Annotated in this window: 28 protein-coding genes and 3 tRNA genes; 17 read left to right on the top strand and 14 right to left on the bottom strand. The window is 33.7% G+C overall.

Going from position 1 to position 26,316, the window contains the following annotated elements:
• Positions 1-62 precede the first annotated feature (62 nt).
• Positions 63-1,040 carry a porphobilinogen synthase gene (gene hemB, locus EOV51_RS03800; protein WP_128150010.1) on the top strand — a complete coding sequence of 326 codons (978 nt, stop codon included), beginning with the start codon at positions 63-65 and terminating at the stop codon, positions 1,038-1,040.
• 80 nt (positions 1,041-1,120) lie between these two features.
• On the opposite strand, the gene EOV51_RS14620 is transcribed toward hemB, so the two are convergent.
• The 5 genes from EOV51_RS14620 to EOV51_RS03775 all read right to left on the bottom strand — a co-directional run bounded on the left by EOV51_RS14620 (position 1,121) and on the right by EOV51_RS03775 (position 5,143).
• On the bottom strand, positions 1,121-1,363 hold the full coding sequence (locus EOV51_RS14620; protein WP_164875241.1) for a hypothetical protein: 243 nt from the start codon (positions 1,361-1,363) through the stop codon (positions 1,121-1,123).
• Positions 1,364-1,585: 222 nt separating this feature from the next.
• On the bottom strand, positions 1,586-3,781 hold the full coding sequence (locus EOV51_RS03790) for a peptidylprolyl isomerase (protein ID WP_128150006.1): 2,196 nt from the start codon (positions 3,779-3,781) through the stop codon (positions 1,586-1,588).
• Between the two features lie 146 nt (positions 3,782-3,927).
• The gene (locus EOV51_RS03785) at positions 3,928-4,185 is read right to left on the bottom strand and encodes a DUF6952 family protein (protein WP_128150004.1); all 258 of its coding nucleotides are present in this window, start codon (positions 4,183-4,185) and stop codon (positions 3,928-3,930) included.
• Entirely contained in the window at positions 4,166-4,480 is a 315-nt protein-coding gene (locus EOV51_RS03780) for a thioredoxin family protein (protein WP_128150002.1), read from the bottom strand. The genes EOV51_RS03785 and EOV51_RS03780 overlap by 20 nt, the downstream gene beginning before the upstream one ends.
• A 24-nt stretch (positions 4,481-4,504) precedes the next feature.
• A complete protein-coding gene (locus EOV51_RS03775) occupies positions 4,505-5,143 on the bottom strand; it encodes a peroxiredoxin (RefSeq protein WP_128150000.1) in 639 nt (212 codons plus the stop codon).
• A 378-nt stretch (positions 5,144-5,521) separates the two neighbouring features.
• Here EOV51_RS03775 and EOV51_RS03770 point away from each other — a divergent pair, with 378 nt between their 5' ends.
• A complete protein-coding gene (locus tag EOV51_RS03770) occupies positions 5,522-6,001 on the top strand; it encodes a PepSY-like domain-containing protein (RefSeq protein WP_128149998.1) in 480 nt (159 codons plus the stop codon).
• Positions 6,002-6,005: 4 nt separating this feature from the next.
• Here EOV51_RS03770 and EOV51_RS03765 read toward each other — a convergent pair whose 3' ends face one another.
• From EOV51_RS03765 to recJ, 3 genes are read right to left on the bottom strand one after another with little or no spacing between them, the layout of a single operon-like run.
• The gene (locus EOV51_RS03765) at positions 6,006-6,632 is read right to left on the bottom strand and encodes a 7-carboxy-7-deazaguanine synthase QueE (RefSeq protein WP_128149996.1); all 627 of its coding nucleotides are present in this window, start codon (positions 6,630-6,632) and stop codon (positions 6,006-6,008) included.
• A 49-nt stretch (positions 6,633-6,681) separates the two neighbouring features.
• Positions 6,682-7,257 carry a nicotinate (nicotinamide) nucleotide adenylyltransferase gene (gene nadD, locus EOV51_RS03760; RefSeq protein WP_128149994.1) on the bottom strand — a complete coding sequence of 192 codons (576 nt, stop codon included), beginning with the start codon at positions 7,255-7,257 and terminating at the stop codon, positions 6,682-6,684.
• Between the two features lie 19 nt (positions 7,258-7,276).
• Positions 7,277-8,986: a single-stranded-DNA-specific exonuclease RecJ gene (gene recJ, locus EOV51_RS03755; protein ID WP_128149992.1), complete on the bottom strand. Its 1,710-nt coding sequence runs from the start codon at positions 8,984-8,986 to the stop codon at positions 7,277-7,279.
• 113 nt (positions 8,987-9,099) lie between these two features.
• On the opposite strand from recJ, the gene pyrF reads away from it, so the two are divergent.
• From pyrF to EOV51_RS03740, 3 genes are all read left to right on the top strand, one after another.
• Positions 9,100-10,461: an orotidine-5'-phosphate decarboxylase gene (gene pyrF, locus EOV51_RS03750; RefSeq protein ID WP_128149990.1), complete on the top strand. Its 1,362-nt coding sequence runs from the start codon at positions 9,100-9,102 to the stop codon at positions 10,459-10,461.
• 13 nt (positions 10,462-10,474) lie between these two features.
• On the top strand, positions 10,475-11,041 hold the full coding sequence (ruvC, locus tag EOV51_RS03745) for a crossover junction endodeoxyribonuclease RuvC (RefSeq protein ID WP_228427708.1): 567 nt from the start codon (positions 10,475-10,477) through the stop codon (positions 11,039-11,041).
• Between the two features lie 118 nt (positions 11,042-11,159).
• On the top strand, positions 11,160-11,816 hold the full coding sequence (locus tag EOV51_RS03740) for a hypothetical protein (RefSeq protein WP_128149986.1): 657 nt from the start codon (positions 11,160-11,162) through the stop codon (positions 11,814-11,816).
• Positions 11,817-11,871: 55 nt separating this feature from the next.
• On the opposite strand, the gene EOV51_RS03735 is transcribed toward EOV51_RS03740, so the two are convergent.
• Positions 11,872-12,252, bottom strand: coding sequence for a DUF4293 family protein (locus tag EOV51_RS03735; protein ID WP_164875239.1), 381 nt, complete (start codon positions 12,250-12,252; stop codon positions 11,872-11,874).
• A 198-nt stretch (positions 12,253-12,450) separates the two neighbouring features.
• Here EOV51_RS03735 and rho point away from each other — a divergent pair, with 198 nt between their 5' ends.
• Positions 12,451-14,163, top strand: coding sequence for a transcription termination factor Rho (gene rho, locus EOV51_RS03730; protein WP_128149982.1), 1,713 nt, complete (start codon positions 12,451-12,453; stop codon positions 14,161-14,163).
• 94 nt (positions 14,164-14,257) lie between these two features.
• On the opposite strand, the gene EOV51_RS03725 is transcribed toward rho, so the two are convergent.
• Genes EOV51_RS03725 through EOV51_RS03710 form a run of 4 tightly spaced genes read right to left on the bottom strand, consistent with a single transcriptional unit; the run spans position 14,258 to position 17,276 of the window.
• Complete coding sequence (locus EOV51_RS03725; RefSeq protein ID WP_128149980.1) at positions 14,258-14,830, bottom strand: tetratricopeptide repeat protein; 573 nt, start codon at positions 14,828-14,830, stop codon at positions 14,258-14,260.
• Between the two features lie 60 nt (positions 14,831-14,890).
• Positions 14,891-15,457 carry a hypothetical protein gene (locus EOV51_RS03720; protein ID WP_128149978.1) on the bottom strand — a complete coding sequence of 189 codons (567 nt, stop codon included), beginning with the start codon at positions 15,455-15,457 and terminating at the stop codon, positions 14,891-14,893.
• Positions 15,458-15,460: 3 nt separating this feature from the next.
• Entirely contained in the window at positions 15,461-16,348 is an 888-nt protein-coding gene (gene era / locus EOV51_RS03715) for a GTPase Era (RefSeq protein WP_128149976.1), read from the bottom strand.
• Positions 16,349-16,355: 7 nt separating this feature from the next.
• Positions 16,356-17,276 carry an N-acetylmuramoyl-L-alanine amidase gene (locus EOV51_RS03710; protein ID WP_128149974.1) on the bottom strand — a complete coding sequence of 307 codons (921 nt, stop codon included), beginning with the start codon at positions 17,274-17,276 and terminating at the stop codon, positions 16,356-16,358.
• 131 nt (positions 17,277-17,407) lie between these two features.
• Here EOV51_RS03710 and EOV51_RS03705 point away from each other — a divergent pair.
• The 8 genes from EOV51_RS03705 to EOV51_RS03670 all read left to right on the top strand — a co-directional run bounded on the left by EOV51_RS03705 (position 17,408) and on the right by EOV51_RS03670 (position 23,167).
• Positions 17,408-17,492: transfer RNA gene (locus tag EOV51_RS03705), tRNA-Ser, on the top strand.
• A 24-nt stretch (positions 17,493-17,516) separates the two neighbouring features.
• Positions 17,517-17,589, top strand: a tRNA-Pro gene (locus EOV51_RS03700).
• 21 nt (positions 17,590-17,610) lie between these two features.
• Positions 17,611-17,684, top strand: a tRNA-Arg gene (locus EOV51_RS03695).
• Between the two features lie 292 nt (positions 17,685-17,976).
• Positions 17,977-18,768, top strand: coding sequence for a hypothetical protein (locus EOV51_RS03690; RefSeq protein ID WP_128149973.1), 792 nt, complete (start codon positions 17,977-17,979; stop codon positions 18,766-18,768).
• Between the two features lie 14 nt (positions 18,769-18,782).
• Positions 18,783-19,256, top strand: coding sequence for a DUF4280 domain-containing protein (locus tag EOV51_RS03685; RefSeq protein WP_128149971.1), 474 nt, complete (start codon positions 18,783-18,785; stop codon positions 19,254-19,256).
• Positions 19,257-19,380: 124 nt separating this feature from the next.
• Positions 19,381-22,071 carry a LysM peptidoglycan-binding domain-containing protein gene (locus EOV51_RS03680; protein ID WP_128149969.1) on the top strand — a complete coding sequence of 897 codons (2,691 nt, stop codon included), beginning with the start codon at positions 19,381-19,383 and terminating at the stop codon, positions 22,069-22,071.
• On the top strand, positions 22,071-22,763 hold the full coding sequence (locus tag EOV51_RS03675; protein ID WP_128149967.1) for an SH3 domain-containing protein: 693 nt from the start codon (positions 22,071-22,073) through the stop codon (positions 22,761-22,763). The genes EOV51_RS03680 and EOV51_RS03675 overlap by 1 nt, the downstream gene beginning before the upstream one ends.
• Positions 22,760-23,167: a hypothetical protein gene (locus tag EOV51_RS03670; protein WP_128149965.1), complete on the top strand. Its 408-nt coding sequence runs from the start codon at positions 22,760-22,762 to the stop codon at positions 23,165-23,167. The genes EOV51_RS03675 and EOV51_RS03670 overlap by 4 nt, the downstream gene beginning before the upstream one ends.
• A gap of 161 nt (positions 23,168-23,328) precedes the next feature.
• Here the strand turns inward: EOV51_RS03670 and EOV51_RS03665 are convergent, their stop codons facing one another.
• Entirely contained in the window at positions 23,329-23,685 is a 357-nt protein-coding gene (locus EOV51_RS03665) for a hypothetical protein (protein WP_128149963.1), read from the bottom strand.
• On the opposite strand from EOV51_RS03665, the gene EOV51_RS03660 reads away from it, so the two are divergent.
• The 3 genes from EOV51_RS03660 to EOV51_RS03650 all read left to right on the top strand — a co-directional run bounded on the left by EOV51_RS03660 (position 23,663) and on the right by EOV51_RS03650 (position 26,274).
• Positions 23,663-24,700: a lysozyme family protein gene (locus EOV51_RS03660; protein WP_128149961.1), complete on the top strand. Its 1,038-nt coding sequence runs from the start codon at positions 23,663-23,665 to the stop codon at positions 24,698-24,700. The two genes, EOV51_RS03665 and EOV51_RS03660, sit on opposite strands and share 23 nt — an antisense overlap.
• Complete coding sequence (locus EOV51_RS03655) at positions 24,697-25,557, top strand: hypothetical protein (RefSeq protein WP_128149959.1); 861 nt, start codon at positions 24,697-24,699, stop codon at positions 25,555-25,557. Before EOV51_RS03660 ends, EOV51_RS03655 begins: the two co-directional genes overlap by 4 nt.
• Before the next feature lie 210 nt (positions 25,558-25,767).
• On the top strand, positions 25,768-26,274 hold the full coding sequence (locus EOV51_RS03650; RefSeq protein WP_128149957.1) for a DUF3828 domain-containing protein: 507 nt from the start codon (positions 25,768-25,770) through the stop codon (positions 26,272-26,274).
• The last annotated feature ends 42 nt before the right edge of the window (positions 26,275-26,316 follow it).

The following is a 26,316-nucleotide window of genomic DNA, read 5'->3' as shown; positions in this document are numbered from 1 at the left end:
ATAGATTGCCAGTGTTTTAAAATAAGAGCTGTTTTACAGTTTATAATACTAAAATTAAATTAATGATACTCTACAATAGGAATAGAAGATTAAGAGCGAACCAGTCACTTCGTGATCTTGTTAAAGAAACCGTACTAACTACCAATGATTTTATGTTACCCGTGTTTATTACCGAAGGTCAGGGTGTAGTTGAAGAAATACCATCTATGCCAGGCATATATCGTCGATCATTAGATCAAACGGTAAAAGAAGTTAAAGAATTATGGTCCCTAGGCATTAAAGCGGTTAATTTATATGTAAAAGTAAGCGATACGTTAAAAGATAATACCGGAAAAGAAGCATGGAATAAAGAAGGCTTAATGCAGCAGTCCATAAAAGCAATTAAAGATGCAGTTCCAGAAATAGTGGTTATGCCGGATGTAGCATTGGATCCGTATTCAATCCACGGACATGACGGTATTGTGGAAGACGGTAAAATATTGAATGATGAAACGGTAGAGGCCTTAGTTAAAATGAGTTTAAGCCATGCGGAAGCAGGTGCGGATTTCATTGCTCCCAGCGATATGATGGATGGAAGGGTACTGGCTATAAGAGAGGCACTGGAGCAAAATGGTTTTTCTGATGTTGGAATTATGAGTTATGCAGCCAAATATGCGAGTTCGTTTTACGGGCCTTTCAGGGATGCCTTGGATAGCGCTCCGGGGTTTGGAGATAAAAAAACATACCAGATGGATTATACAAACAGTAGGGAAGCTATTAATGAAACCCTGCGCGACATTGAAGAAGGAGCCGATATTGTAATGGTTAAACCTGGATTGCCGTACTTAGATATTGTTTCTCGTTTGCACGAGTTGGTTGACGTTCCGGTAGCTGTATATCAGGTGAGTGGAGAATATGCAATGATAAAAGCAGCAGTACAAAATGGTTGGCTGGATAATGATAAAATTATATTGGAAAGTCTTACATGTATAAAAAGAGCTGGAGCAAGTCTTATTTCAACATATTTTGCCAAAGAAGCAGCAATCCTACTGAATCAATAAAAAATGTAAAATATTTAGATTAGAAATAAAAAAACCTCTTACTTAATAAGAGGTTTTTTTATAATAAATTTTTGTTCTTATTACATTACCGCTTTTTTGGAAGTGGCTTTAGCTGCTTTTGCTTCTTTCGTTCCTTCTTTTTTCACGTCTTTTGCTTCTTTCTTGGTTTCGTGTTTTACTGCTTTTGCTTCTTTTTTACCTTCTTTTTTTACAGACGTAGCTTCTTTTTTTGCTTCTTGTTTAACTCCTTTTACGTTTTGTGCGTTTGCGATTCCTAATCCGAAAATAGCAGCTAATGCTAAAGTTAAAAATTTTGTTTTCATGATGGGGTTTAAAATTTAAAGTTCTGATGTGTATTATGCATAATCTGTTCCAACTTATTATTTCACTAATACAATTAACAGAAGTTTAACTCAGCCATATAAAACATTAATCTTAATTAAGACATTTATAGAAATGTTAGTGTAATGTTAATAATGATAAAAAATAGCCCGGTAAAAATACCGGGCTATATTATTTTTAAAGTATTTAGTAAATACTAGTGACTATCTTTTTTGTTGTTGATTAAAAATAGTTCCTCTATAGTCTTCTATATTTGCATCCTGATATAAGGTTCTTAAAAGTAAAGAAGGCATTTGTCTGGAATACTGATTGATCAGCTGATTTTTCAGGTCTTTTTTATTACCTGCATCACCTTTAGTTATAGATTTGGTAATTATAACATATACACCTGATTTACCTTCAATTGCTTTAGATACACTATTAGGCTTGATTCCAAAAGCAGCACCTCCGACTTTAGGCTCAAAAGAACCGCCTACTGAAGGGTTATCAAAACTAAAAGAAGCTGTATTTTTAACTGTTTTGTAAGTAGAAGCAAGTTGATCTAAATTCTGTTTAGAACTATTAATTTTCTCACTGACAATTTTTGCCAGTTTTTCGTTACGCACAATAGGCTCTATTTCTTTTCTTACAATTGAAGGATCTGCAAGACCTTTTTTAAATAAAGAAGAAACACGAACCACCACATAACTCTGATCACTGGTAGTGAACATTTCGGTATCACCTAAACTTCTCTTAGAATCAAAAGCCCAGGTAACTATGTCTGAATCTTTATCAGTACCTAATCCTTGTAACTGAGTTCCGAAACGTAAAATTCCGGATTGTTGAAGGGGTGCATATTTTGATTTTTTAGCTATATCCTGAAATTCTTTAGAAGATTTACCTTGTATAGTTTGTATAAAGTTATTAGCCTGCTTACGTGCCAGCTCAGTAGTTTCCTCTGAAGATTTAATCTCTTTTGCTAAATCTGCAAGTTTGTAAACAGTACCATCAGGTTTTCTGTTTTTAATATTTATGACCATGTATCCCTGAGGGGTTTCAATCACACTTGTTTTACCCGCTGGAGAAGATTCAAGGAAATTCTGAAGAGCCTTGTAAGGAGCTGGGAAATCTTGAGAAGTTGTTAACTTAATTTCACCTCCGGTAGTTGCAGCACCCGGATCATCCGAATATTGCACAGCAAGTTTTCCAAAATCAGAAGGATTAGCACCAATTTGAGCGGCTAATTCATCTGCCTGTTTTTTTGCCTGTTCTTTGTTTCTTGGAGTTTTAGGCTGTACTTGTGCAGATGCTCCGGTATACGTAAGCAAAATATTTTCAGCAATGACAGAATCCGAACTTTTACGTCCTATAAGTTTAGAAAAAACATAATAATTTCCTTCTTTATAAGAAGGGGATATCTGGCCAATTGAAGCACTTTTTACCCAGGATTGTATAGAAGGAGACAACTGTTTTTCCGTTCGGTATTGAGGTGTAAAAGCTCTGTCAACGATTTGAGCCGTATTTAATTCACTGATGTATAATGAATCATTTCGAACAGAGCCAAAAGCTTGTATAGTATCCCCTTCAATAACAGAGGAGGATAATAGAGAGGTCAAGGAAGTTAAAGTAGCCTTTTCATCTGTACTTGTGGGTCTGCCAGAAAAGAAAACATAATCCAATGTTCTGTTATCATCAATTTTAAATAAAGATTTGTGTTTTTCAATGTAAGCTTTTAAGTCTTCATCAGTAACTTTCACAGAATTAGGATTTGCTTTATAATACTCATCATATCCTACTTTCACGTATTCAATATTTGCAGTATTCGCAAAATTCTGACTAAGTATATCTAATTCTTTGGCATTCGTAAGCATTCCGGCAGAATATGCTCCAAAATATTGTTTATACATGGCCTGATATCCAAAATTTCTTTTCAGAGTAAGAAGCGTTCTGTAGACTTCGCGATACTCAGCGGAAGCATTCTGGTTATCTTCCATTTTTTTGAACTCATCCTGTATAAGCTGAATATTTACTTTTCCGTTTTTATCTTTAAATCGGGCATCATTGGCAAACATGGGAGCTGCTTTTGCAATGTCCCAAATCATTTTATCAGTTAAAATAAAACCAGCAGAATTAAATTTCTGCTCAGTTAATTTATTTTGAACAAGCGAATTCCAAACTTCGCCTTCCAGTAAATTTTCAGGGTATTGTCCTTGATATTGTGAACTTAAAAAATTAAGCTGATCGTAATATTCCTGACGGGTAATCGCCTCTTTGTTAACTTTACCAAAAACATTAGGATCTTTTTGTCCTAAGAAAAAACTCGATACGGTATCCCAAGGCACTAAAAATGCAAGTAATGCAAGGGTTACAATACCTATCAGTAATCCAGTCTGTTGTCTTATCCTTCCAAGAATAGTCATTTATTCTAAATTTAATTATTTTAGTGTGCGAAATTACAATTTCAGGATGAAATATAAAAATAATATTGACCGGAATCTCTGTTTTTTACATGAAAAATTCCCTTTAAATATATTTAAAGGGAATTGAATTTGCTAAATATGAAAAACTATTTATCAATAGAGCCCAGAACCCTCTTCATAAATGCATTTAATGCATCTTTTGGTTCCATGCCGTCTTTGACCATTTTATTAACTTCTATTGCACCGTACATATTCGAAATAAGTTCTCCGATTACGTCCAGTTCTTCATCTTTTAATCCGGGAGATTCTGTTAAATTTTCCAGAGTTTCGATGGTTTCATTAATATAATCTTCATCATTTTTCTCAATAAATTGAGTTAAATGCTTAATTACCGGTAACTTCATTTAATAAATCTTGTAAAGGTTCAATTTTATTTGTTTGAATCTGATTAATCAGTTTTCCGTCTTTAAAAGCAGCAAATGTGGGTAAATTGGTTACATTTGCGAGTTTTCGGGATTCAGGAAATTTTTCCGCATCTGCTATTACAAAAGATATAGCTTCATTTCCTTCTGCCAGTTTTTTGAATTTTGGTTTCATTATTCTACAATTTCCACACCAGGAAGCTGAATATTGTACCATAACTATTGAAGAATCCTGTACGATTTCCTGAAGATTGTCTTGTTCTAATTCTTGAATCATGAGAATATTTTTTTAATTAACGGATTAGTGAGCGGATAAGTAATCTGCAACACCTTTGCGGTCTGCGTTCATTGCTTCTTTTCCTTCCTCCCAGTTAGCAGGACAAACTTCACCGTATTTTTGTACATGAGAGTAAGCATCTATAAGTCTTATGTATTCATGAACATTTCTACCCACAGGCATATCGTTAACGCTCTCATGGAAAACTTTTCCTTCTTCATCTACCAAAAAGGTCGCTCTGTAAGTAACATTGGATCCTTCAATAACTACTGTATCAAAATCTTCGTCATATGAAGATGATTGAATGTCAAGAATTCCCAGAATATTGGAAAGGTTACGGGTTGTATCAGCAAGGATAGGATAGGTAACACCTTCAATCCCTCCGTTATCTTTAGATGTGTTTAGCCATGCAAAGTGTACTTCGTTTGTATCACAAGAAGCACCCACGACAATCGTGTTTCTTTTTTCAAATTCAGGAAGAGCTGCCTGAAAAGCATGTAACTCAGTAGGGCAAACAAAAGTAAAATCTTTTGGATACCAGAACAATAATACTTTCTTGTTCTTTTTAGTAGCTTCTTCAAAAATATTTATTTTTAAATCATCACCCATGTGATCCATAGCATCTACTGAAATATTTGGAAATTTTTTACCTACTAATGACATATTTTTTATTTTTATAATTATTGATGCAAAGATATTGATTAAACTACCCCATAGTTCTGAGGCCTTATTATTCTTTTTTATTTTAATATAGGAAATTCTTATTTATAAATTTCTGAATAAATTATTTATACTGTAATATTTCGAATTACCTATATCATACGATACATTAAAAAGGTTTCCATTTCTAGCCATTATTAATTAATGTAAGCCAAGTAAAACAATAGAAAAGGGTTTTAAAAAAGTAAAATTATTTATCTGGTAATTTGTCAATTCTTAGGATCTAAGGAAATTATCAAGATGGTATGTCTCTGGCGAATTACTATTTAAGTAAGTGGTATATTCTTTGCTTATTTCAATACATAACTAATACAGTAGAATATGAAAAAGTATTTGTTCTTATCCGTTATAGTAGCATTAAGTTATTCCGGAATGCGATCAGAGATGCTGAAAATCAGCAATCATTTAATTGAGCAGCTGGTTACTCAGCAAAATGTTCCCGGATCAGCTCAACGATACATAGCAAAAAATTATCCGGAAGCTTATGATATTCGTTGGGAATATAAAGCAAAGGAAGGGTTGTATAAATGTGAATTTAAAGTAAGAGGGGAAAAATATAAAATTACTTTTACACCTAAAGGAAAGCAAGTATTCTTTAAGGGAATGATTTCAACTTCTCAGCTTCCAGCAAAAATTAAGAGATTTATAAAAAAATATTACCCAGATCATCAAATTGTCAAATCAATAGAAACACGTAATTACAATCAATCTTTTTATGAGATTAAATTAGGTAGCAATATAGCGGGTAAACACAGAAGTAAGAACCTGAAGTTTAATCAGCAGGGAAAACTCATGAATTAATAAATTAAGGTATGTTAAGATATTTATGGGTTTGTAATGAAATATGCCATTTAGGATTTTTCATCACATAGTCGATAATCTTAGGGGTCATTTTTTCTCTGTTGCTCCATTCCGGTTGTAAATATAAGACTGCCTTATCATTTGTTTTTTCAGCCTGCTCTTCTGCAAATAAGAAATCATGCTGATTAAAAACAATAACTTTCAATTCATGAGCACGGTCATATACTTCCTGTACAGGAAGAGAAGTTTTTTTAGGAGAAAGACAAATCCAGTCAATTTCACCACTTAACGGATAAGCTCCGGAAGTTTCAATGTGGATGGTACAGCCTAAATCCTTAAGTTGACGGGTAATCGGGTTTAAATTCCACATTAACGGTTCCCCACCGGTTAAAACAATAGTTTTAGAGTGAGATGCAGCCAAACAGGCAATTTCTTCAGCAGAACTTACCGGATGAAGATTAGGATCCCAGCTTTCTTTTACATCGCACCAGTGGCAACCTACATCACACCCTCCTATACGGATAAAATAAGCCGCAGTTCCGGTGTGTCGACCTTCACCTTGAATGGTGTAAAAATGTTCCATGATAGGCAGGGAGGTTCCCAGGTTTAAATCCATGTTTTTTTCTTTCATTATAAGTTACTTCATAAAAACCACAGCCTGCAAAGGTACAAAAAAGGAATTATTTATAAAGATTACTTCCGTCTATATAATCAAATACTTCGGGAGGAAGCATGGGGCGTATATTTTTATTTTCTTTAATCATCTGACGAATGGAAGTGGATGATATTTCAACAATAGGTGCATTAATCTCGCTTATGTTGGGATGAATAACCGGAGTTTCTTCAATTATTTCAGTAATTCGGGGATATACTAAAATCTGATGGTATTTTAATATTTGGTCATAATTTTTCCACTTGGAAAAAGTATTCAGGTTGTCTTTACCCATAAGTAAAACAAATTCCTGTTCCGGGTATTTTTCTTTGAGGGCTACCAATGTGTCAATCGTATAAGAAGGTTGCGGTAATGAAAATTCAACATTACTGGATTGAAATTTAGGATAACTTTGAATGGCAAGATTTACCATTTCCAGTCTGTGATGGTCATCCAACAGAGTTGATTTTTTTTTAAAAGGATTTTGTGGCGTTACTACAAACCATAATTTTTCCAAATCCGAACTTTCAACTATATAGTTGGCAATGATTAGATGCCCGATATGAATAGGATTAAAAGAACCGAAAAATAAGCCAGTTTTCATACTATATTTTTTTCAGATTTTAAGATTCGTTAAATTTTACATCTTTAAGCTGAAGCTGGTAAAAAGTTTTTCCCTGCCAATGATTTTCATAAAGAGAAAATACCATATCAAAAGAAAATTTTTCAAACTTGGGAAGCAGGTGTCCCATTTTAAAAGCAATTACTTCAAAACAATGATTAAAATCGTTTTGAAAAACTACCATCTTCAAATGAGATTTGTCTTTACCCATCAAAGTATAATTTCCTGCAAAATTAACGTTTTTAGCCAAAAATACAGGGCTCATATTACCCGGACCAAAAGGTTCGAAATATTTAATAAGTTTAAAAAAACGTTTATTAATAACATTTAAAGAAATTTCCTGATCAATTTCAATGGTAGGTGTTCTTTGATTTTCCTTAATGGTTTCCCGGACAATGGATTCAAACTTGTCTTTAAACAAGAGAAAATTTTCTTTTTTTATTGAAAGACCAGCAGCATACATATGTCCGCCAAATTGTTCCAGATATTCAGAGGAGGCTTCCAGAGCTTTATATATATCAAATCCGGGTACGCTTCGGGCAGATGCAACCAAATCTTTGTCCTTACCCTCAGTAAATACCAGCGTGGGACGATAATATTCTTCAATCAGACGAGATGCTACAATTCCAATGACTCCTTTATGCCAGTTTTTATTAAATACAATAGTTGAGTAAGTTTGAATTTGTCCTGTTTTAACAATTTCCTGTATTGCTTCTGAAGTTATATTGGCATCCAGTTCTCTTCTTTCGTTGTTAAGTTCATTAATCTGGGAATAAATTTTCCGGGCATCAATCTCGTTTTTTGCAATTAATAATTCCACAGCATTGCTTGCATGGCTGATTCTGCCAGCAGCATTAATTTTAGGGGCAATTCCGAAAACGACATTATTAACCGAAAAGGTTTCACGGGTTTCTTTAGGAATAAAAAGTTTTAATCCTGTTCTGGGATGATGGAGGAGTTGTTTTAATCCGAAAGTAGTTAATAAGCGGTTTTCACCCGTTACAGGTACAATATCGGCTGCAATACTAATGGCAACCAGATCAAGATAGGAATATATTTTTTCAAAAGGAATGGTAAGCTTAACGGATAGCCCTTGAATTAACTTAAAGCCAACTCCACAACCGCTAAGAAATTTATACGGATAGGAACAATCAGTCCTTTGAGGGTCCAGAATGGCTTTAGCAGCAGGCAGAGTCTCATCCGGAAGGTGATGATCGCAGATGATAAAATCGATCCCTTTTTTATTGGCATACGATATTTTCTCTGCTTCCTTAATCCCGCAATCCAGAGATATAACCAAAGTAAAATTATTTTCATGGGCATAATCGACACCGGCAAAAGATATTCCGTATCCTTCCTCATAACGATCGGGAATGTAGTAGCCAACGTTTTCGTATAGAGAAGAAATAAATAAATACATCATAGCTACGGAAGTCGTTCCGTCAACGTCATAATCACCGTAAATAAGTATTTTCTCATTATTTTTCAAAGCCTCGATAATTCGGTCGGTCGCCTGTTCCATATCTTTCATGAGAAACGGATCATGTAGCTCGTCCAGTGAAGGCTTAAAAAAAGCTTTGGTTTTATTGAATGTATCAATATCTCTTTGCAGAAGCAGTTGGGAGATTGGGATAGGGAATCCTAGTTCATCAGCTAGCTTCTGAGCTTTTTCAGTATCTGGTTGAGGTCGGATTAGCCAACGGTTATGCATAGATTACAAATGTAATTAATTTTAGTAATTACCGCAATTGTTGCAATAGAATTAAAAAATAAGGCTTCGCAAAAATCTATATTTTATTACCTTTGCTCAAACCCAATCCAAAAATGATTAATAAAGAAGAATTTTTACTTAAAGCGTATAAACTAGGTATAATAAAATTTGGAGATTTTACTCTTAAAAGCGGAATACATTCTCCTTTCTATGTAGATCTGAGACCTCTGGCATCCAGTCCGGAATTATTGAGAGAACTTTCCAATCATTTGTTATACCTGCTTAAAGATTCACAATATGAACTAATCTGCGGAGTTCCTTACGCAGCCTTACCTATGGCAACAGCTATGTCGCTAGAGTCAGATGTGCCCTTAATTGTAAAAAGAAAAGAGAGTAAGGGGTATGGAACTAAAAAAATGCTTGAAGGGATTTTCGAAGAAAATCAGGTATGTGTGCTTGTCGAAGATGTTATTACCAGCGGGAAGAGTCTTGTGGAGACTATAGAAGAGGTGGAAAAAGAAGCTCTGAAAGTTAAAGATATTGTCGTAGTTTTAGACAGACAGCAGGGAGGAATTGAACTGTTGAAAAACAGAGGATATAATGTATTTCATTTATTTAGCATAGGTGAAGTGATAGACATACTCTATAAACATTCGTTGTTAAGTGCAGAAGAGGCGAAAAAAATTAAAGAATTTTTAGAAGGAAAGCCTATGGTAAGTATTCAGAAAGTTACCAGAAGTTCCTACGAAGAAAAATTAAAAGTTCAGACTCATCCGGTTGCTCAAAAATTATTACAGATAGCAATGCAGAAAGAGTCTAATTTAATAGCTTCTTTAGATGTGACTTCCTCAGCGGAATTATTGGATTTGGCTGAAAAAACCGGAGATCAGATAGTAGCAGTAAAACTTCATACCGATATAATTTCCGATTTTTCGTCTGAATATGTTTCGGAGTTAAAGAATATAGCTAAAGAAAAAAACTTTTTATTATTTGAAGATCGTAAGTTTGGAGATATAGGGAACACACAACAGCTACAGTTTGAAAAAGGAATATATAAAATTTCCGAATGGGCGGATATGATCACTTCCCATGTAATTGCAGGAGCAGAAAGTGTTAAAGTTTTTGGTGAAACTACCGGAGTCGTAACAATTGCAGAAATGTCTTCTAAAGGAACACTTACTGACGGTGCGTATAAAGCAAAGGCTATTGAAATTTCTGAAAAAGCGGGGAATGTAATAGGTTGTGTAGCTCAGTCTAAACTTCCTGAAACCTTATTATTATTCACTCCCGGAGTAAATATGACCTCCTCGGGAGATTCCAAAGGACAACAATTTAATACTCCTGAAAAGGTGTTCAAAGAATATCATACAGATTTCATTATAGTGGGAAGGGGAATTTATGCATCATCAGATCCTCAGGCCGAAGCTGAAAAGTACCGAAAAGCCGGCTGGGAATCATACAAAAATAACGTTTAATAAACCAGAATCCTTGACAGAAAAAATTATCATAGGAATAGATCCGGGAACCAATGTAATGGGATATGGAGTCATCAGCATTAAAGGAAAAAAAATGTCGTTGCTTTGTATTGATGAGTTGTTATTGAATAAACTGGATTCTCACGCGTTAAAGCTAAAAAAAATATTTGATAAGACCCTCTCACTTATTGATACGTATCATCCGGATGAGTTAGCCATTGAAGAACCGTTTTATGCTAAAAATGTACAGTCTATGCTAAAGTTGGGAAGAGCACAGGGGGTGGCTATGGCTGCCGGATTGCTCAGGGAAATTCCAATTACCGAATATCTGCCTAAAAAAGTTAAAATGGCCATCACAGGAAACGGAAACGCATCTAAAGAACAGGTGGCAGGAATGTTAAAGACTTTATTGAATCTTAAAGATTTTCCTACTAAATATCTGGATGCTTCCGACGGTCTGGCTCTGGCAGTGTGTCATTTTTTAAATTCAGGTACAGCCGCCTCTTCCGGCAGTTCTAAAAAGTCTTATACCGGATGGGATGCTTTTGTAAAGAATAATCCGAAACGAGTAGATAAGTAATGATTTATTTTTTGAAAGGGTGAAACAATGGATTCAAAAATATATAATAGGGACCCAGATATGGGTCTCTTTAATGATGGGAGCATTATGCTTTTTTTTTGGATTAATGTTTCAGAGTGTGGATATAAAAAGAGTTTTTATAGTTATATTTTCGACTTTTGCAGGGTATAATTATATTCACTACCATGCTTCATGGAATAGGTCCTTTTTACTCCGGGGACTCATATCTGTGAGCTTACTCTTTTTTATTTTGTTTTACCTGTTATTTAAGGAAAACAGCTGGCATTTGTTTTTACATCTGGCATTTATAAGCTGGTTTGTATTTATGTACAATTCCAGTTTTCTGAGATTAAAATTTCGAAATATATCTTTAGTGAAAATCTTTGTAATCGCTTTTACATGGTCTTATTCGATTGTGTGGATTGGGAGCACAGGGGCTTCATGGAAAGAATTTGTGAGCATTTATTTTTTTATTTTAGCAATTACTCTTCCTTTTGATATTTGCGATATGAATAGAGATACGGTCATAACTATTCCTAAAATGATAGGACAAAAAAATACGATAGCCTTATCTATTTTGTGTTTAGTGATATCCGCTTTGTCTTTTTACTGGGCGCAGGGTTTTCCTAATGTATATGTTTGGTCTTGGAGTCTGGCCTGTCTTGTTTCAGCGGGATTAATTTTTTTTGTACGAAGCGGGCAGTTTTTTTACACCCGATTTTGGATTGAAGCCTGTTCGTCATTTCCGGTTTTGTTTTACCTGCTAACAAAATAAAAGCCATTCCGTTATAAGGAATGGCTTAACACTCATTGAAAAGTTGTCATGAGTTTTACCGAAATCTGTCTACAGATTTTATAAGTTTCTCGTCCTTATTGATATATTTATTTGCCATGGCGAGCAGAATAATCAGCAGAACCGGAACGAGTAACTCAACCCCTTTCTCAGGAGAAAAAACTCCTCCAGGAGTATTTAGCAGAGCATAAACCATAAAACCAATTAACACTACGTTGATAATTATATTGAAATAATTAATTTTCTTTTGTAAATTTCTGTTCTTGAAACAGAAGAGCGAGATAAAAGCTAAAAAACCAATTGCAAACAAAGTGATCATATCGATCAGTTCATTCGGAATAAAATCAGTGACATATCCCACGATAATCCCTATAACACCGGTTAGGGTAAGATATAAACTTTGAATTCTTTGAATCAATATTTTTAATTTTAAAATGCAAATTTAAAAAAAATTAGTGTTTTATTAAAATATTTTGTAATATTGCCTCACAATCTGTTACACGATTAGCGAATTATTTCCATAAAGTTACTACTTTATTTCCATTTTAAGCATTTAAAATCAGGACTTTACAATTAACAGAATATAATTTAAAATTATTTATAGGAAACATAACTTATGTTTGAGGAACAAAAGCTAAAGGCAATGAAAGTGGCTGAATTGCAGGACATTGCCAATCAATTAGAAATTAAGAGTTCAGGATTAAAAAAAACAGAATTAATAGAATCTATCTTAAAAAATCAAAACAAGGAAATTATTGATCATAAGCCTTCTGAGTCTGAAACTGATTCATCTGAAGATTCCAAACCTTCAGTAGAAAAAAGACCAAGAAAGAGAATCACTTCCGGAAAAAGCCAGAAAGAAATTTCATTTTCCGATAATCAGTTTGTTCCCCGTTCTGTTGTTAAAGAAGAAAATCAAAATTCTAAAGCCGACCCAGGCACAACTCCTGAAGTGCTGGTAGCAGAGGAAGAAGCAAAAGAAATTCCTGTTTACAGAAAACCTCAGGTTATTTTACGGAAAAGTGCAGAAAGTACACATTTTCAAAAAACCGGCGGTGCGGTAAGAGAAGATAAAAAATCTTCAGATGAAGAGGATAAAGGTGGTTTTCAAAGACAAAAAAACAATAATAATCATAGCAACAACCATAATAATAACAATAAAAATGATTACAGGCAGAATAATGGTAATAAGTACCGTTCTGCTGACTATGAATTTGATGGTATTATTAATACGGAAGGTGTACTGGAAATTACTCAGGACGGATACGGTTTTTTACGTTCCTCAGACTTCAACTATCTTTCTTCTCCTGATGATGTGTATGTTTCCCCTTCTCAAATAAAGCTTTTTGGTTTAAAAACAGGAGATACGGTAACCGGAGAAGTTCGGCCACCTAAAGAAGGAGAAAAGTTTTTTCCTTTAGTTAAAATTGTAGAAATAAACGGACGAGAACCCTCATTTGTAAGAGACAGAGTTTCTTTTGAGCACTTAACACCTTTATTTCCCGAAGAAAAATTTAAATTAGCAGGTACCGGAGCCACTATGTCTACCCGTGTGGTGGATCTTTTTTCACCTATTGGAAAAGGTCAGAGAGGAATGATTGTAGCTCAGCCTAAAACAGGTAAAACCTTGCTTTTAAAAGATATAGCTAATGTAATATCTCTTAATCATCCGGAGGTATATATGATTGTCTTATTAATCGACGAACGTCCGGAAGAGGTAACTGATATGCAGAGAAGTGTAAAAGGAGAAGTGATTGCTTCCACTTTTGACGAGTCTGCTGAAAAACATGTGAAAGTGGCAAATATTGTTTTGTCAAAAGCTCAAAGAATGGTGGAGTGCGGTCATGATGTAGTGATTCTTTTAGATTCCATTACGCGTTTAGCCAGAGCATACAACACTGTTTCTCCAGCTTCCGGAAAAGTACTTTCCGGTGGGGTGGATGCAAATGCTCTTCACAAACCTAAGCGCTTTTTCGGTGCTGCCAGAAATATAGAAGGGGGAGGTTCTCTTACCATTATAGCTACCGCTCTTATAGATACAGGTTCTAAAATGGATGAAGTTATTTTTGAAGAATTCAAAGGTACGGGAAATATGGAGCTGCAGCTGGATAGAAAAATTGCCAACAAAAGAATTTATCCTGCTATTGATCTGGTATCTTCATCTACCCGTAGGGATGACTTGTTGCTGGATGCAGTAACGCAGCAAAGAATGTGGATTTTAAGAAATCATTTGGCTGATATGAATCCGCTGGAAGCGATGGAATTTTTAAAGAGCCGGTTAGACAGGTCTCTTTCTAATGAAGAATTTTTGCTGACTATGAATCAATAAGATATTGAGAAAAAAAGTAAGCATTATATAAAATCTAAATAATAAAAACGACCCTCTGAAAGAGGGTCGTTTTTTTATCAACTATAGTGAAGATTTATCTCATAAATTTTGAGCGGCTTCTCATATTCGGATTAATCATCTGGCTTCTTGAAACACTCACTTTTTTCATTTGCTCTTTCATCATTTTAATCTGGTCGCCCAGCATGTTGGAAGTATCCAGTTTTTTAGTTTCATTCAGAAGTCTTTCCGCTTCATTTTTGTTTCCTCTCATCATTGCTCCCGCAGCCAGGTTCAACGTAGCCATAGCCCGGTCGTGCTTAAAGCTTAATCCGTATTCCAACGCAGTTTTCATATAGGATTCTGCTTTTGCCGAATTACCCTGCGATTCGGTTAATCCCATTAGGTAATGGTAGTATCCGTACTGCTTACGAATCAGCTGACTTTTTATATTAGTAATTTTGTCCAGCCATTTCCTGGCTCCGGGCAAATCCTGTTTTCTTAGTTTCCAGAATGCCAGTAAAATATACTCATTTCTTAAAAATAAAGCGATGGGTAAAGCCGAAAGTAGTACGATGAAAATACCTAAAGCAATCTGGCGGTTAAACATAAAGTAAACACCTAAAGCAATTATTGCTGCTGCAATAACAAGTTTTATATACTTATTCATTATATTGTTACGTTTAGGCAAAGATAAGAATATAGAATGATAACTGGCAAATAAGTGATGTCAGTGTTTGATTTTGTACCAATAGACACTGTCTCTGTACTTAACAGCATACTTATATATTTTGTATTTTCGGGTGTAGAAAAAATTCTCACTATGAGAGAGGGTGTCGTTGGTATTAAAGCGAATAATGGTCGTAAAATTTCCGCCTTTAATTTTTGAAAAACATACATCCATGCTTCGGTATGAACCGTTTTTGCCTTGATTCAGATTGGATTTTTTAGACAGGGAATAACAACTGTCGGATCCGGAATTTCGTAGGAACAAATAAGAAGAAGCTGTATATTTTTTCTGAAGGTTTAGCTGTTTATTCAGAAAATAAAATTCTCCTGATTTTTTAAATAATTGATATTTTTTTTCTTCCCCTGTTTTGAAAAACTGCCTGATTTGAATGGAATCCGGGGTTTCAACTACTTGTATTCGTACAGGTGTAAAGGGAAATGAGGAGAATTTCCAGTATTTTTTATCCAGTTCCAGTGTTTCGGTTTTCGTACTATCGGAACTGCACCCCAGAAAGAGGATGCAGGCAATAAAAAGAAACAGACCGTTTTTTTTATATTCAGGCCACATTTACTAATGAGAATATCCGAAATTTTTTAAATCTCTTTCATTGGATCTCCAATCCTTTTTCACTTTAACAAATAAATTCAGGTAAATTCTTTTGTCAAAAAATTTTTCTAAATCCAGACGGGCTTCCGTACCTACTTTTTGTATTTTTTGTCCTTTGTGACCCACCAGTATCCCTTTTTGTGTATTTCTTTCTACAAAGATTACCGATTCAATACGAATCAGTGAGTCATCCTCTTTAAAACTTTCCGTTACCACCTCAACAGAATAAGGTATTTCTTTCTGGTAGTTGAGAAGTATTTTTTCGCGGATGGTTTCATTTACAAAAAATCTCTCTGACAGAGTGGTCAGCTGTTCCTTATCGTAATAGGGAGGAGCAGAGGGTACCAGTTCTTTGATTCTGGGTAAAACCAGCTCAGTGTTTAATCCGTGCAATGCAGAAACGGGAAGTATTTCAGCCTCGGGTAGCTGAGCATGCCAGAATTCAACGCTGTCGGATATTTGCTGCGGCTCTTTGGATTTGTCTACTTTATTAAGCAGAACGATAACCGGAACCTTAGCTCCGCTTAATTTTTTTATTAAATATTCGGAAGGGTTTTTTTCATCTCCCAGTTCCGTAATAAATAAAATAACGTCGGCATCTTCAAAAGACTCTTTAACGAAATCATTCATTTTTTCCTGCAGTTCGTAGGCCGGTTTCTGAATAACTCCGGGGGTGTCGGAGAAAATGATTTGAGTATCCTCATCATTCCAGATACCAAAGACCCGATGTCGCGTCGTTTGTGCCTTGGAAGTTACGATAGATAACTTTTCCCCCATCAGCTGGTTCATCAGTGTAGATTTACCTACATTAGGTTTTCCAACAATACTTACAAATCCTGATTTATGTGCCATAGAGATATTATTTCGTACTTCTGTATTTTTTAATTAATGCCTGTAATATTGCCCAGGTTTCTGCATCTGCCACCCCATCGGCTTTTTCCGGACGGAAATGCCATTGAAATGCCCGAATGATTAAGGTTGTGTTTTTATCCCAGTTACCGGTTAACTCTACTTTATATCCGAATTTTTCCAAAGCTTTCTGAAACTCCAGCGGTGAGTTATATGGGTAAGTGTCCGGAATGTACTGCGATAAAAAAGAATATTTATCAATATCGTCATACCAGGCTCCTATCTGGTACTGGGTATATAATCTTTTCCAGGGAAAAGCAGGCCCCGGATCTTGTTTACGTAAAGGGGCAATATCGCTATGGCCGATTACATTGACCGGATCTATTTCGTATCGGTCTATAATATTTTTGGCTAAGGCAGCTACTTTTCTAATCTGAAACTCAGTAAAAGGAGTAAAAACCAGCGAGTCGTTAACCTTTTTATACCCGGGATTAACGATTTCTATACCTATAGAAGTATCATTCAGGTTTTCGGCACCTTTCCAATAGCTTACCCCTGCATGCCAGGCTCTTCGGTCTTCACTTACCAGTATATCGATTGAATCATTTGGTTTATCACTTATCAGGTAGTGAGAGCTTACCTGTCCTTTTCGGGCCAGAATCTTAACTGAGGTAGGATAATCGGATACGGTGTAGTGCATCACGAGAAATTTAACTCTGTAATTGGAGGCAACAGACGGGAAGTTTTGTTTAGAGATGACATACCCCGGAAGGGAGGCTTCCGTTACAAAATGATATTTAGGGTTTACATCTGTAATGTATACCGTATCGTGAACCACCTTGGTATTGACGGTAATTTTCTTCTGCGAACCACAGCTTACCAGCACTAACAGCGAGGCGGCAAGTATAAATAGTTGAAATGTATCTCTCATATAAAATGTTTGATTGACAAAGTTATAAAACCTGAAAATAAAAATAACTTAAAAAAAATAAAAAAATATTTGCATAAATAAAATCTTACCGCTACTTTTGCACTCCAATTTGATTCGATTGATTCAGATTTGGAGAGTTGCCGGAGTGGTTAACGGAGCAGTTTGCTAAACTGTCGACGGGAAACCGTCGCGTGGGTTCGAATCCCACACTCTCCGCAGGACACTAGGTTTGTTTTTTTTCGGGGTGTAGCGCAGGTGGTAGCGCATCTGGTTTGGGACCAGAGGGTCGCAGGTTCGAGTCCTGTCACCCCGACAGTATAAAATCCGAAAGGAGGGTCGCGTAGCTCAGCTGGATAGAGCATCTGCCTTCTAAGCAGACGGTCAAAGGTTCGAATCCTTTCGCGATCACAGTATAATACAAAAGCAGTCAATTTTTAATTGACTGCTTTTTTTGTGAATAAATTTTAATAATAAAATTTATTCATTTTTCTTTAAAGTACGGTCTTTCATTAGGATAAGGATAAGAAAAACTATGTGCATGCAGTCGGGTATTAACAGGTAGGTACCTTCCTTTTATTACTATTTAAAATCAATTAGCGCGGATTACATTTTAAACTACATTCATTAATTATATTTTTTATTACATTTGCTTTTTATCTTATATAATTAATATGTAGTACTCGTTAATAAATTTTAAAACATGATAAAAGCAGTCTTGGGGACAAAGAAGAGTTTCTCCTGTGTGTATAAGGTTTGCTTACGTGTCTCTGAGCAGAACCTGACCTATAAGATCTTTTTTAACTATAGCGGTTCTATAGTTAACATTCAGGTAAAAGATTTTTTATTGAACGGAGAATTACCCGATGCGCTGGCCGATCAATTAGCTCTTCAATGTGGAGAAGTTCTATATCCGTTAGAAGTAACTTTGTCTGATAAAGGCTCATTATACAAACTACACAATTACACTTTGCTAAAAAACCGCTGGAATTCGGTCAAGAATAAACTTTTCAGGTATTATTCCGATTCGTATTCTCAGGAATATTTATATAAAACCGATTCTCATTATCATACGGAAGAGAAACTTTTCCGGCAATTAAAAAACAATCCCATATTCTTCCTTTATTTTGTAGAACCTTATCGGGCGGGTATACCAGAAAACAAGTACAAAGAATATATCCAGAAATATAAAGGCGTTGATTTTGACTTTATTCAATGGATAGAGGAGGAGAAAGAAAGAGAATTTTATCATCTTTATAAAGAAGGGATTTATCCGGATCGAAAAGAAAAAATGGAGCTTTCCTATAAGATCTCTAGTGCTCAGCATATCATTGAAAAAGCTTGTTTTACATTTTTTAAGAACGAACAAGCAATTCAGCAGTTAACGCTGGAAAGAGACTCTGAGTTGTCGGATGTTACCCTTGTTGAAAAGGAAAAAATAATAGAAAAAAAATCGTTAGGATTTTGGATGGATGAAAAACAGGAAACCAGTTAAATAAAAAAGTAGTTATGAAAGAAAAACACTTAGTTTGCCAGGGAGCTATCTGTCAGTGCCTTTTTGGAAGTGCTACGGATACCCTTAAGGTAAAAACGCAGAGTAAACGTTATATAAACGATAGAGAAGCAAAAACCAAGTTAGTGGCGACTCATCAAGAGCTGGGCGCTACCTTTGAAAACAACAGTTTCGGAAGTTGCTCGCAAAAGAATGGAAATCCTTGTACAGTTTCAGTTACGGAATGGGCGGATTACTATGAAAACGTAACCCTGGAAGATAATAAGGGGAAAATACTGCTGGAAGATAGTACGGCAACTTGTCCCACCGGCGGTTCCGGATGCATTAAAATTAGTTACCACGGGCAACAAGCAGAGCTTTCCAAAAAAAATTACCAGCGGGTCAATTCTTTCATAGCTGAAGCCTTAAATCCGGCAGGAGACATGGAAACGGTACAAGAAAGTGCAGAAAACATTTATGATGCGGAATAATAAGAAAGACAGCCTTACAGGTGTAAAGTACCCGTTTCGAAGTATAAAGCAGGAATTTAATATTGAAATTTAAATAAAAAAGGAAGGAAATCCAATAACTACTCAACGATAACTTAAAATAAACATGCCCGAATATATTTTACATACAGTACAAAAAGGAGACACCCTATGGGGTATTTCCAAAAAATATAAGGTGGAAGAGCATAAAATAGTGCAGGCCAACCCGGAAAAGATAAAGTTACAAAAACGCGGCAGTAAGTATACTCCAGTTATATATGAGGGAGACGTATTGCGCATTCCGCAGGATACGGAAGAAACCGTTTCGTATAAAATTGAAGGAAAGGCGTCTTTGGGAATGGGAGAAAGCACAGAATACCAACTGCTGGATAGCGAAGGGAATATACTGCATTACCCTTCCGAAAAAATAAGCTGGCAGTTTCACGTAGATGAAGGAAGTGAAAATTGGAGGCAGCTGCGTTTAGAAAAAGAAAAAACCGGACAAAAATTTACCATTGTATTTACCAACCAAAAACTGAAAGCTAAAAAGATACGCATAGAGGCTTATTTTAAAGGTCAAGACAGTACCCAAAAACTAGCTGAATTTTTAATGGCTTTGGATGGAGAAGATACGGCTGAAATAAAAAAAGTGGAATTGCTGGATGCCAACCGCAACCTGATAAAGAGAAAATTGTCCTATGCCGAAACGTTGTTTGCCCGTGCCCAGTGTACCGGAATGGAAGGAGAAACCTTGTATTTCAGCCTTTGGGAAGACGATGCCCCCGGAGCAGGGCATAGCAAGGAAAATGAAGAGAATTTTATTGCCACCAAACAAGCACAGGTTGTAAACGGACGAGCCGAGGTTTCTTTCTCTCTTATTTACTCCACCATGGCTCCTATAGCCAACCGGAAAATCCCTGCCGGGCAGAAAGATGAAGGAAAATATCATGAATATTACGTAACCGTAACCCGGTATGAGGGGGCAGAGCCCGAAAAAAGCAGTGGGAATGTAGACGTAAATAACCCGGACTATGTGCCCCTGCCTCCCAAGCCCCAACCCAAAAAGAAAGAAACACCTAAAACCCAGCCGCAGGTACAGCCTAAGAAAAAAGAAGTGCAGGAAACGGTTGTATATGGAAAATCCCGTACAACAAATCATGCGAAAATAACAAGTATACAAATTACGGATATTCTGAATCAGGATATTAACCGAGATCTTTCATCCGGAGAAAGTGTGCGTATACACATAAATACCCAACAGTGTAAAGGTGAAAAGCTTCGGATAGATGTTTATGATAATTTTGTTTATGCCAATAATAAACTACGATTTAACCCTTCCGACCTTATAGGTTCGAATGAAATACTAGTACAACAAGATAATTTTTATTTCGACTTTCCCTTGCTTAGGTTTGTATATAACCCTGGCAGAGATTTATGGGTTGTTGTAACACTATACAAAACCAACCAAACAGTAACTACCACTACAATTACAGTAGATAAAACCGACTTTTCCGTTCCTAAACCGGAAGGAATAAACCCCGTTACTAAACAGGCTCCTATGCAGAAGAAAGAGGAAAAAGATTGCGTTTGCCAACAATATGATTTAATTTGGGGAAATAGAGTAAGCTGTGAGTTTAGAAAAAAAGTAGTGGATATCAGTAAGAAACTAGGGTTACCTCAAAAAGATTATGAAGGGGCTAATTGGTTAATGGCTGTAATGGCTCTGGAAACAAATAGGACGTTTAGTCCTGAATGTGGAACTTTTCAAAAACATAAGGATAATTTAAGGAATGGTTATGTAGGTTTAATACAAATAGGGAAAGATGCAGCCATAGATTTAGGTGTTTTAAGGACAGATTTATTGAAAATGACTGCTGAACAACAATTAATTTATGTTGAAAAGTTTTATAAACAGAAGAGATTCTCAGGGAAATTGAAAACGAAAACAGACTTATATTTAGCGGTTAATTATCCTATAGCATGTGGACAAGGAACAAATAAAAACTATATTGTTTATGCTCATCCAAAATCAGCATATGATGATAATCCTTCATTTAAAAGAGAACAACATGAATTTTATATTGATAGTAAAGGCAAAAAAAAATACTATACAGGAAAAGAATTAAAAGCTAAGGGATTAGATGCGTCTTCTTATGTTTGGGAATTTGAAGAGGCAATTAATGATCTATATAACGAAGGGAAAAAAAATAAAACTCAAGTATTTTCTTGTCAAACCATATTACAAAAAGCTGAATCAAATTCAATTGAAAATAAAGATGACTGTGTGATTGTTTTGACAGGAGAACCTGATGGAATTGGGTTAGCAAGTGCTCATAGAGGAAAATATCTAATGTATAAAGTTAAAATATATAATGGTATTGATTATAATACATATTTGAAATATAAACAAAAGAATCAGTTACCTGAGCCGATAATGACAAAATTGGCAAGAGATGCTTGGAATAAAACTAAAGGAAGGAGTACGAAGCGTTATGGAAGTAAAAATGAAACACCACCAGGTTTATATTGGTTAACTTATTATACCAATGGGATTGGGAGTAAGGGTTATAAACTAAAAGTATCTGATACTAAAAGTGGTGATTATATTGAAGGAGAACATGGGAAAAGAGAAGGAATAAGGATTCATCATTATAGCCCCCATTTTGCTGAAGGATGTATTACTACAGGAAGTAATGAAGTAAGTTCTGTTGATTTATTTATAAAAAAAATACCAGTACTTAAGTCAAAATCAGTAAGATTCATAATTGAAGACAGAAAGGCCAAATATGAAAATAATTTATATAAAGGAATAGAATAATGAGAAAAAAAAATTTAATTGGTTTATCATTGCTAATTTTTATGTTTTCACTATCTGCATGTTCAGGGCAAGATAATAAAGAAAATAAAAAAAAATTAATTATTAATACAACAGAAATGGAAACGGCAGATTTTATTTATAAAAATTATAATATTTTAAATTTTGAAGACGATAGAGAAGAATTATCACTATGGGATTTAAAAAATTATGAAATAAGAAAATATATACAAGAAAAATATAAAAATGACATACATTTAAAATATATTTTAGATGAATTAGAAAAGTTAAGAGTCTCATTTTATCAATATTCGGTTAAGGGTATAAATGATGATTATAAAAATTACAAATATTTAGATGGTCCTTTTCTAGATTATTTGGTGTTAAAAAAAGATGATCATACTAAAGAATTACTTTGGAAAATTATTAAAGATACGAGTCTGAATTTAGATAATAGAAAAGAAATGTTGATAAAATTAAAACAATATCCAAATAATAAATTTATCATAAAAGATCCAGATGGTTATAGTAATTTGAGATCAGAACCTAGTGCTTCTTCAGTAATTATTGAGAAGATAAAATCAAATGAAGAAATAAATGTGAAAAATGATAATAATATTGATTGGTGGAATGTAGAATCTAAAAAAGGAAATATTGGGTTTATACATATTTCAAGGATACAAATAATTTTATGATTAAGAAACTATATATAATTATATTAGTAATTTGTTTTACAATAATAAATTCATGTAAAACAAATGCAGATGATAATAACCAAAAATGGATAGGGAAATACTTTGTTGAATCTTATAATAAAGATAATTTAAAAACAAGCTTTGATATAACTATTTTTAATTTAGATTCCATTAATTTATTGTATATATCTGATGATAACCCACCTGAAAAATATTATAATTTAAAAGCGATTCCCAAGTCTTCTAATAAAATAAAAATAATATTTAATTTAAATTATAAAGAAATGGGGATTATATATTTAGAAAAATCAAATGATAAATATTTCATTTCTGGAGATCCTATTTATTTTATTAATCCTGGAAATGGAATATTTCAAATATCAAAAAGTCAAATAATTAAGTAATGTATCAGAATAGGAAAGATTATTTTTAATATAAATATTTGAAAATCAGTTAAATTCATAGGTGATAACAGTAAGGGGTAAAAGATAAATTTAGTTTTTTATGATAACATCAAAACCAATAATTAAGTTTTAATCAGTAAGATGCACCAAGAAGGCAAGAATTAACCATAAAGAAAGATAATTTTTATTTCAACTTTTCTTTGCTTAATATATAACACAGGCAGAGATTTATGGGTTGTTGTAACACTATACAAAACCAACCAAACAGTAACTACCACTACAATTACAGTAGATAAAACCGACTTTTCCGTTCCTAAACCGGAAGGAGTAAATCCCGTTACTAAAAATGCACCGGAACAGAAGGAGGGAGATAAAGAAGAAGGAAATTGTATATGTGAAGTTAGGGTTAGAGCATTTATGAGAATGCTTAGGGTAAAAGAAGGAACTGAGGGTGAAAGTGGATATAAAAAACGATATGGAGGAACATTTACGGATATGAGTACACATCCGCAAATCATAACTAAATCCGGAGGTTATTCATCATCTGCTGCAGGTGCTTATCAGATTATGGGATATACTTATAAATGGTTAGGAGGACAAGATCTTGATAAAAACTTTAAACCTACTGGCGTATATGATAAAAATCATGATTATATAAAAAAATATAGTATTCCTAATTTTAATCAAGAATCTCAAGATAAGCTTTGTATTATAATTTTGAGGCATAAAAGATCTGCTAATTTTTTAGATTTGATTACTAAAAATAAAATACAAGAGGCTCTTGAAGAATATGGTAGTTATGAATGGGCTAGCTTACCGCCAAGTAGATATGGACAACCAAACCAAACTATGGAAAATGCATTGTCAAATTATAATAAATTTTTAAAACTAGAACTTGCGGGGGAAACAGATTTGCACTTAAAAAAAGGGTTTCTTAAAGATTTTGGATATACATGTGATACCTGTTCAATAAAGTCTAATATATCTTCAATATGCAAATTATGCAATAAAAGACACGTTGATTTAAGTAATAAAGTAGTTTGGCAAACACAATTTAATGCTAAATGGGGAGATAAAAAAGCTCAAAATAGTGCTTGTAAAAAAACTTGTGATGCTATATTAGTCAGTTTTGGATTAAAGGAAACTTCTAAAAATAAACTATATCAAACAGCTCTAGAAAATAAAACACATACCAAATTAGAAATAAAAACTGATCAAGCAAAATTAGGTGTATCATATTTAGATTCTCAACTTGAAAAGGGTAATCCTGTTCAGGTAGGAGTTGACCATGATTTAAATTATAGAGGAGGTATTAATGAAGGAACTACAGACCACTTTATAGTTATAATTGGAAGAGGTTGTGAAAATGGAAAAATATATTATCATTTTTATGATGTTGGGACAAGCTATAAAGCTAAGGGTAGTAGTCAAAACAATAAATTATACTTAGATATTTCTGACTATTCATTAAAAGGAAAGACAGTATATAATGGAAATTTTTATACAGTAACTCAAATAAGAATTAATCAATGAAAAATATTACTTTACTAGCATTATTAACCTATTTACTTTTTTGTGGATGTAATTCTCACAATAAAAAGAATAATATAATATTAAACAGTAAGAATCCAGAAAATTTTGGAAACTGGAAAATGCTTACAATACAAAAAAATGATTCTATATTATTTCAGCCTTGTGATGCTGATAACAGGAGTATTACTTATACAAAGGATTCTATTTTTGATAATACAGGACAAGAAGATGTAAGGTGTAGAATTCAAAATACTTTTGAAAAAGGAAATAGGACTTATATTTCTTTAGAAAAAGGATGTTCATATTCAGATACAATTTCATTTGAAAAAATTAATTATAATTTAATTCATTGGTACCTATATAATGGAGTAAATTTTTTATCTACAAATGAAACTAATAAATATAAAATAGTAGAACAACCTTGTTCTGAATGTCAAAGTTTAGAAGAGTGCGAAAAGATTGATATAGTAAATAAAAAAAATATAATTAATGGAAATTGGGGGTATTCATGTGAGAGTCCTGCAAGTATTTCTATTAAGAATGAAAATAATATCCTCTTTGCAGTAATGTCAAATCAAATTTATATTAGAGCAAAACTAAAAGAAATAGAACCCAATAAATTTGAATTGTATTTGATAGAGCCAGATGATCTAGGGCCTGGTGGAATGCGCATGAATTGGAGTAATTTCTCAAAAAATAGAGCTATAGCAACTATTGATTTATTAAAGAATGGTACTGTTAACTTTTTATGGATAGGGTTTTATGATGAAAAAGAAAAGGAAATTATTTTTCCGGATTGTGAATTTAATTTAGAATCTGATAATACGAATCCTGTTGTACTAAGAAAATGCCTATAGCTATCATTATTTATAAAAAGGAGTTGTTATAACAGATGTTACAATAAAAAATCATCCTTATGAACATATCGCAATGTATAATGGAGTTCAATGGGTATCGGATTTTAAACAAAAATCGTTTTGGGTATCGACACAATATTCCGTAGAGAAAAAATATGCTATATATAGATGGAATGAATAATTTTATACTTTATAAAAATTGATACATATATGAAAAAAATGCTTCTCTTATTTTCCCTAATATTGATTTTCACAAGTTGTAAAGGTGATTCAAAAGCAACTTTTCAAGACAAAGTAATTACGGATACAATAAATTCCAATAATGATACTATTCAGGGAATTAAAACTTTAAAAGAATTTTATCTAAAATTTTATGGAAGTGATACTATTTTTGATGATGAAAATTTAAAAAGAAAATTTGTTTCTGAACGCATTATAAAGAGAATAGACAGTTTGTCTGATGGAGAAGATCTTATATTAGACTATGATCCCTTTATACAAGGACAAGATTATTTTGGACATATAATTAGAAAAACTTTAAAAATAAAACCCCTAAAAAATAAAGATGAATATAGAGTAAGTTTCTTGTTATTTGGAGAAAAAGACGAAAAAAGAACTTATGTAGATTTGTTAGTAAAGAAAGTAGAAAACGGAAAATTTTTAATATATAGTATATTAAATGATGAGTATTTAGACTTTAATGAAGATAATTTATAGATTTTGGAAGACGTAGAAAATAAATAATTATAAAATAAAAAG

It is taken from the genome of Apibacter raozihei, assembly GCF_004014855.1.
In the GTDB taxonomy this organism is placed as follows: domain Bacteria; phylum Bacteroidota; class Bacteroidia; order Flavobacteriales; family Weeksellaceae; genus Apibacter; species Apibacter raozihei.
This window is presented reverse-complemented; position numbering and strand designations above follow the sequence as displayed.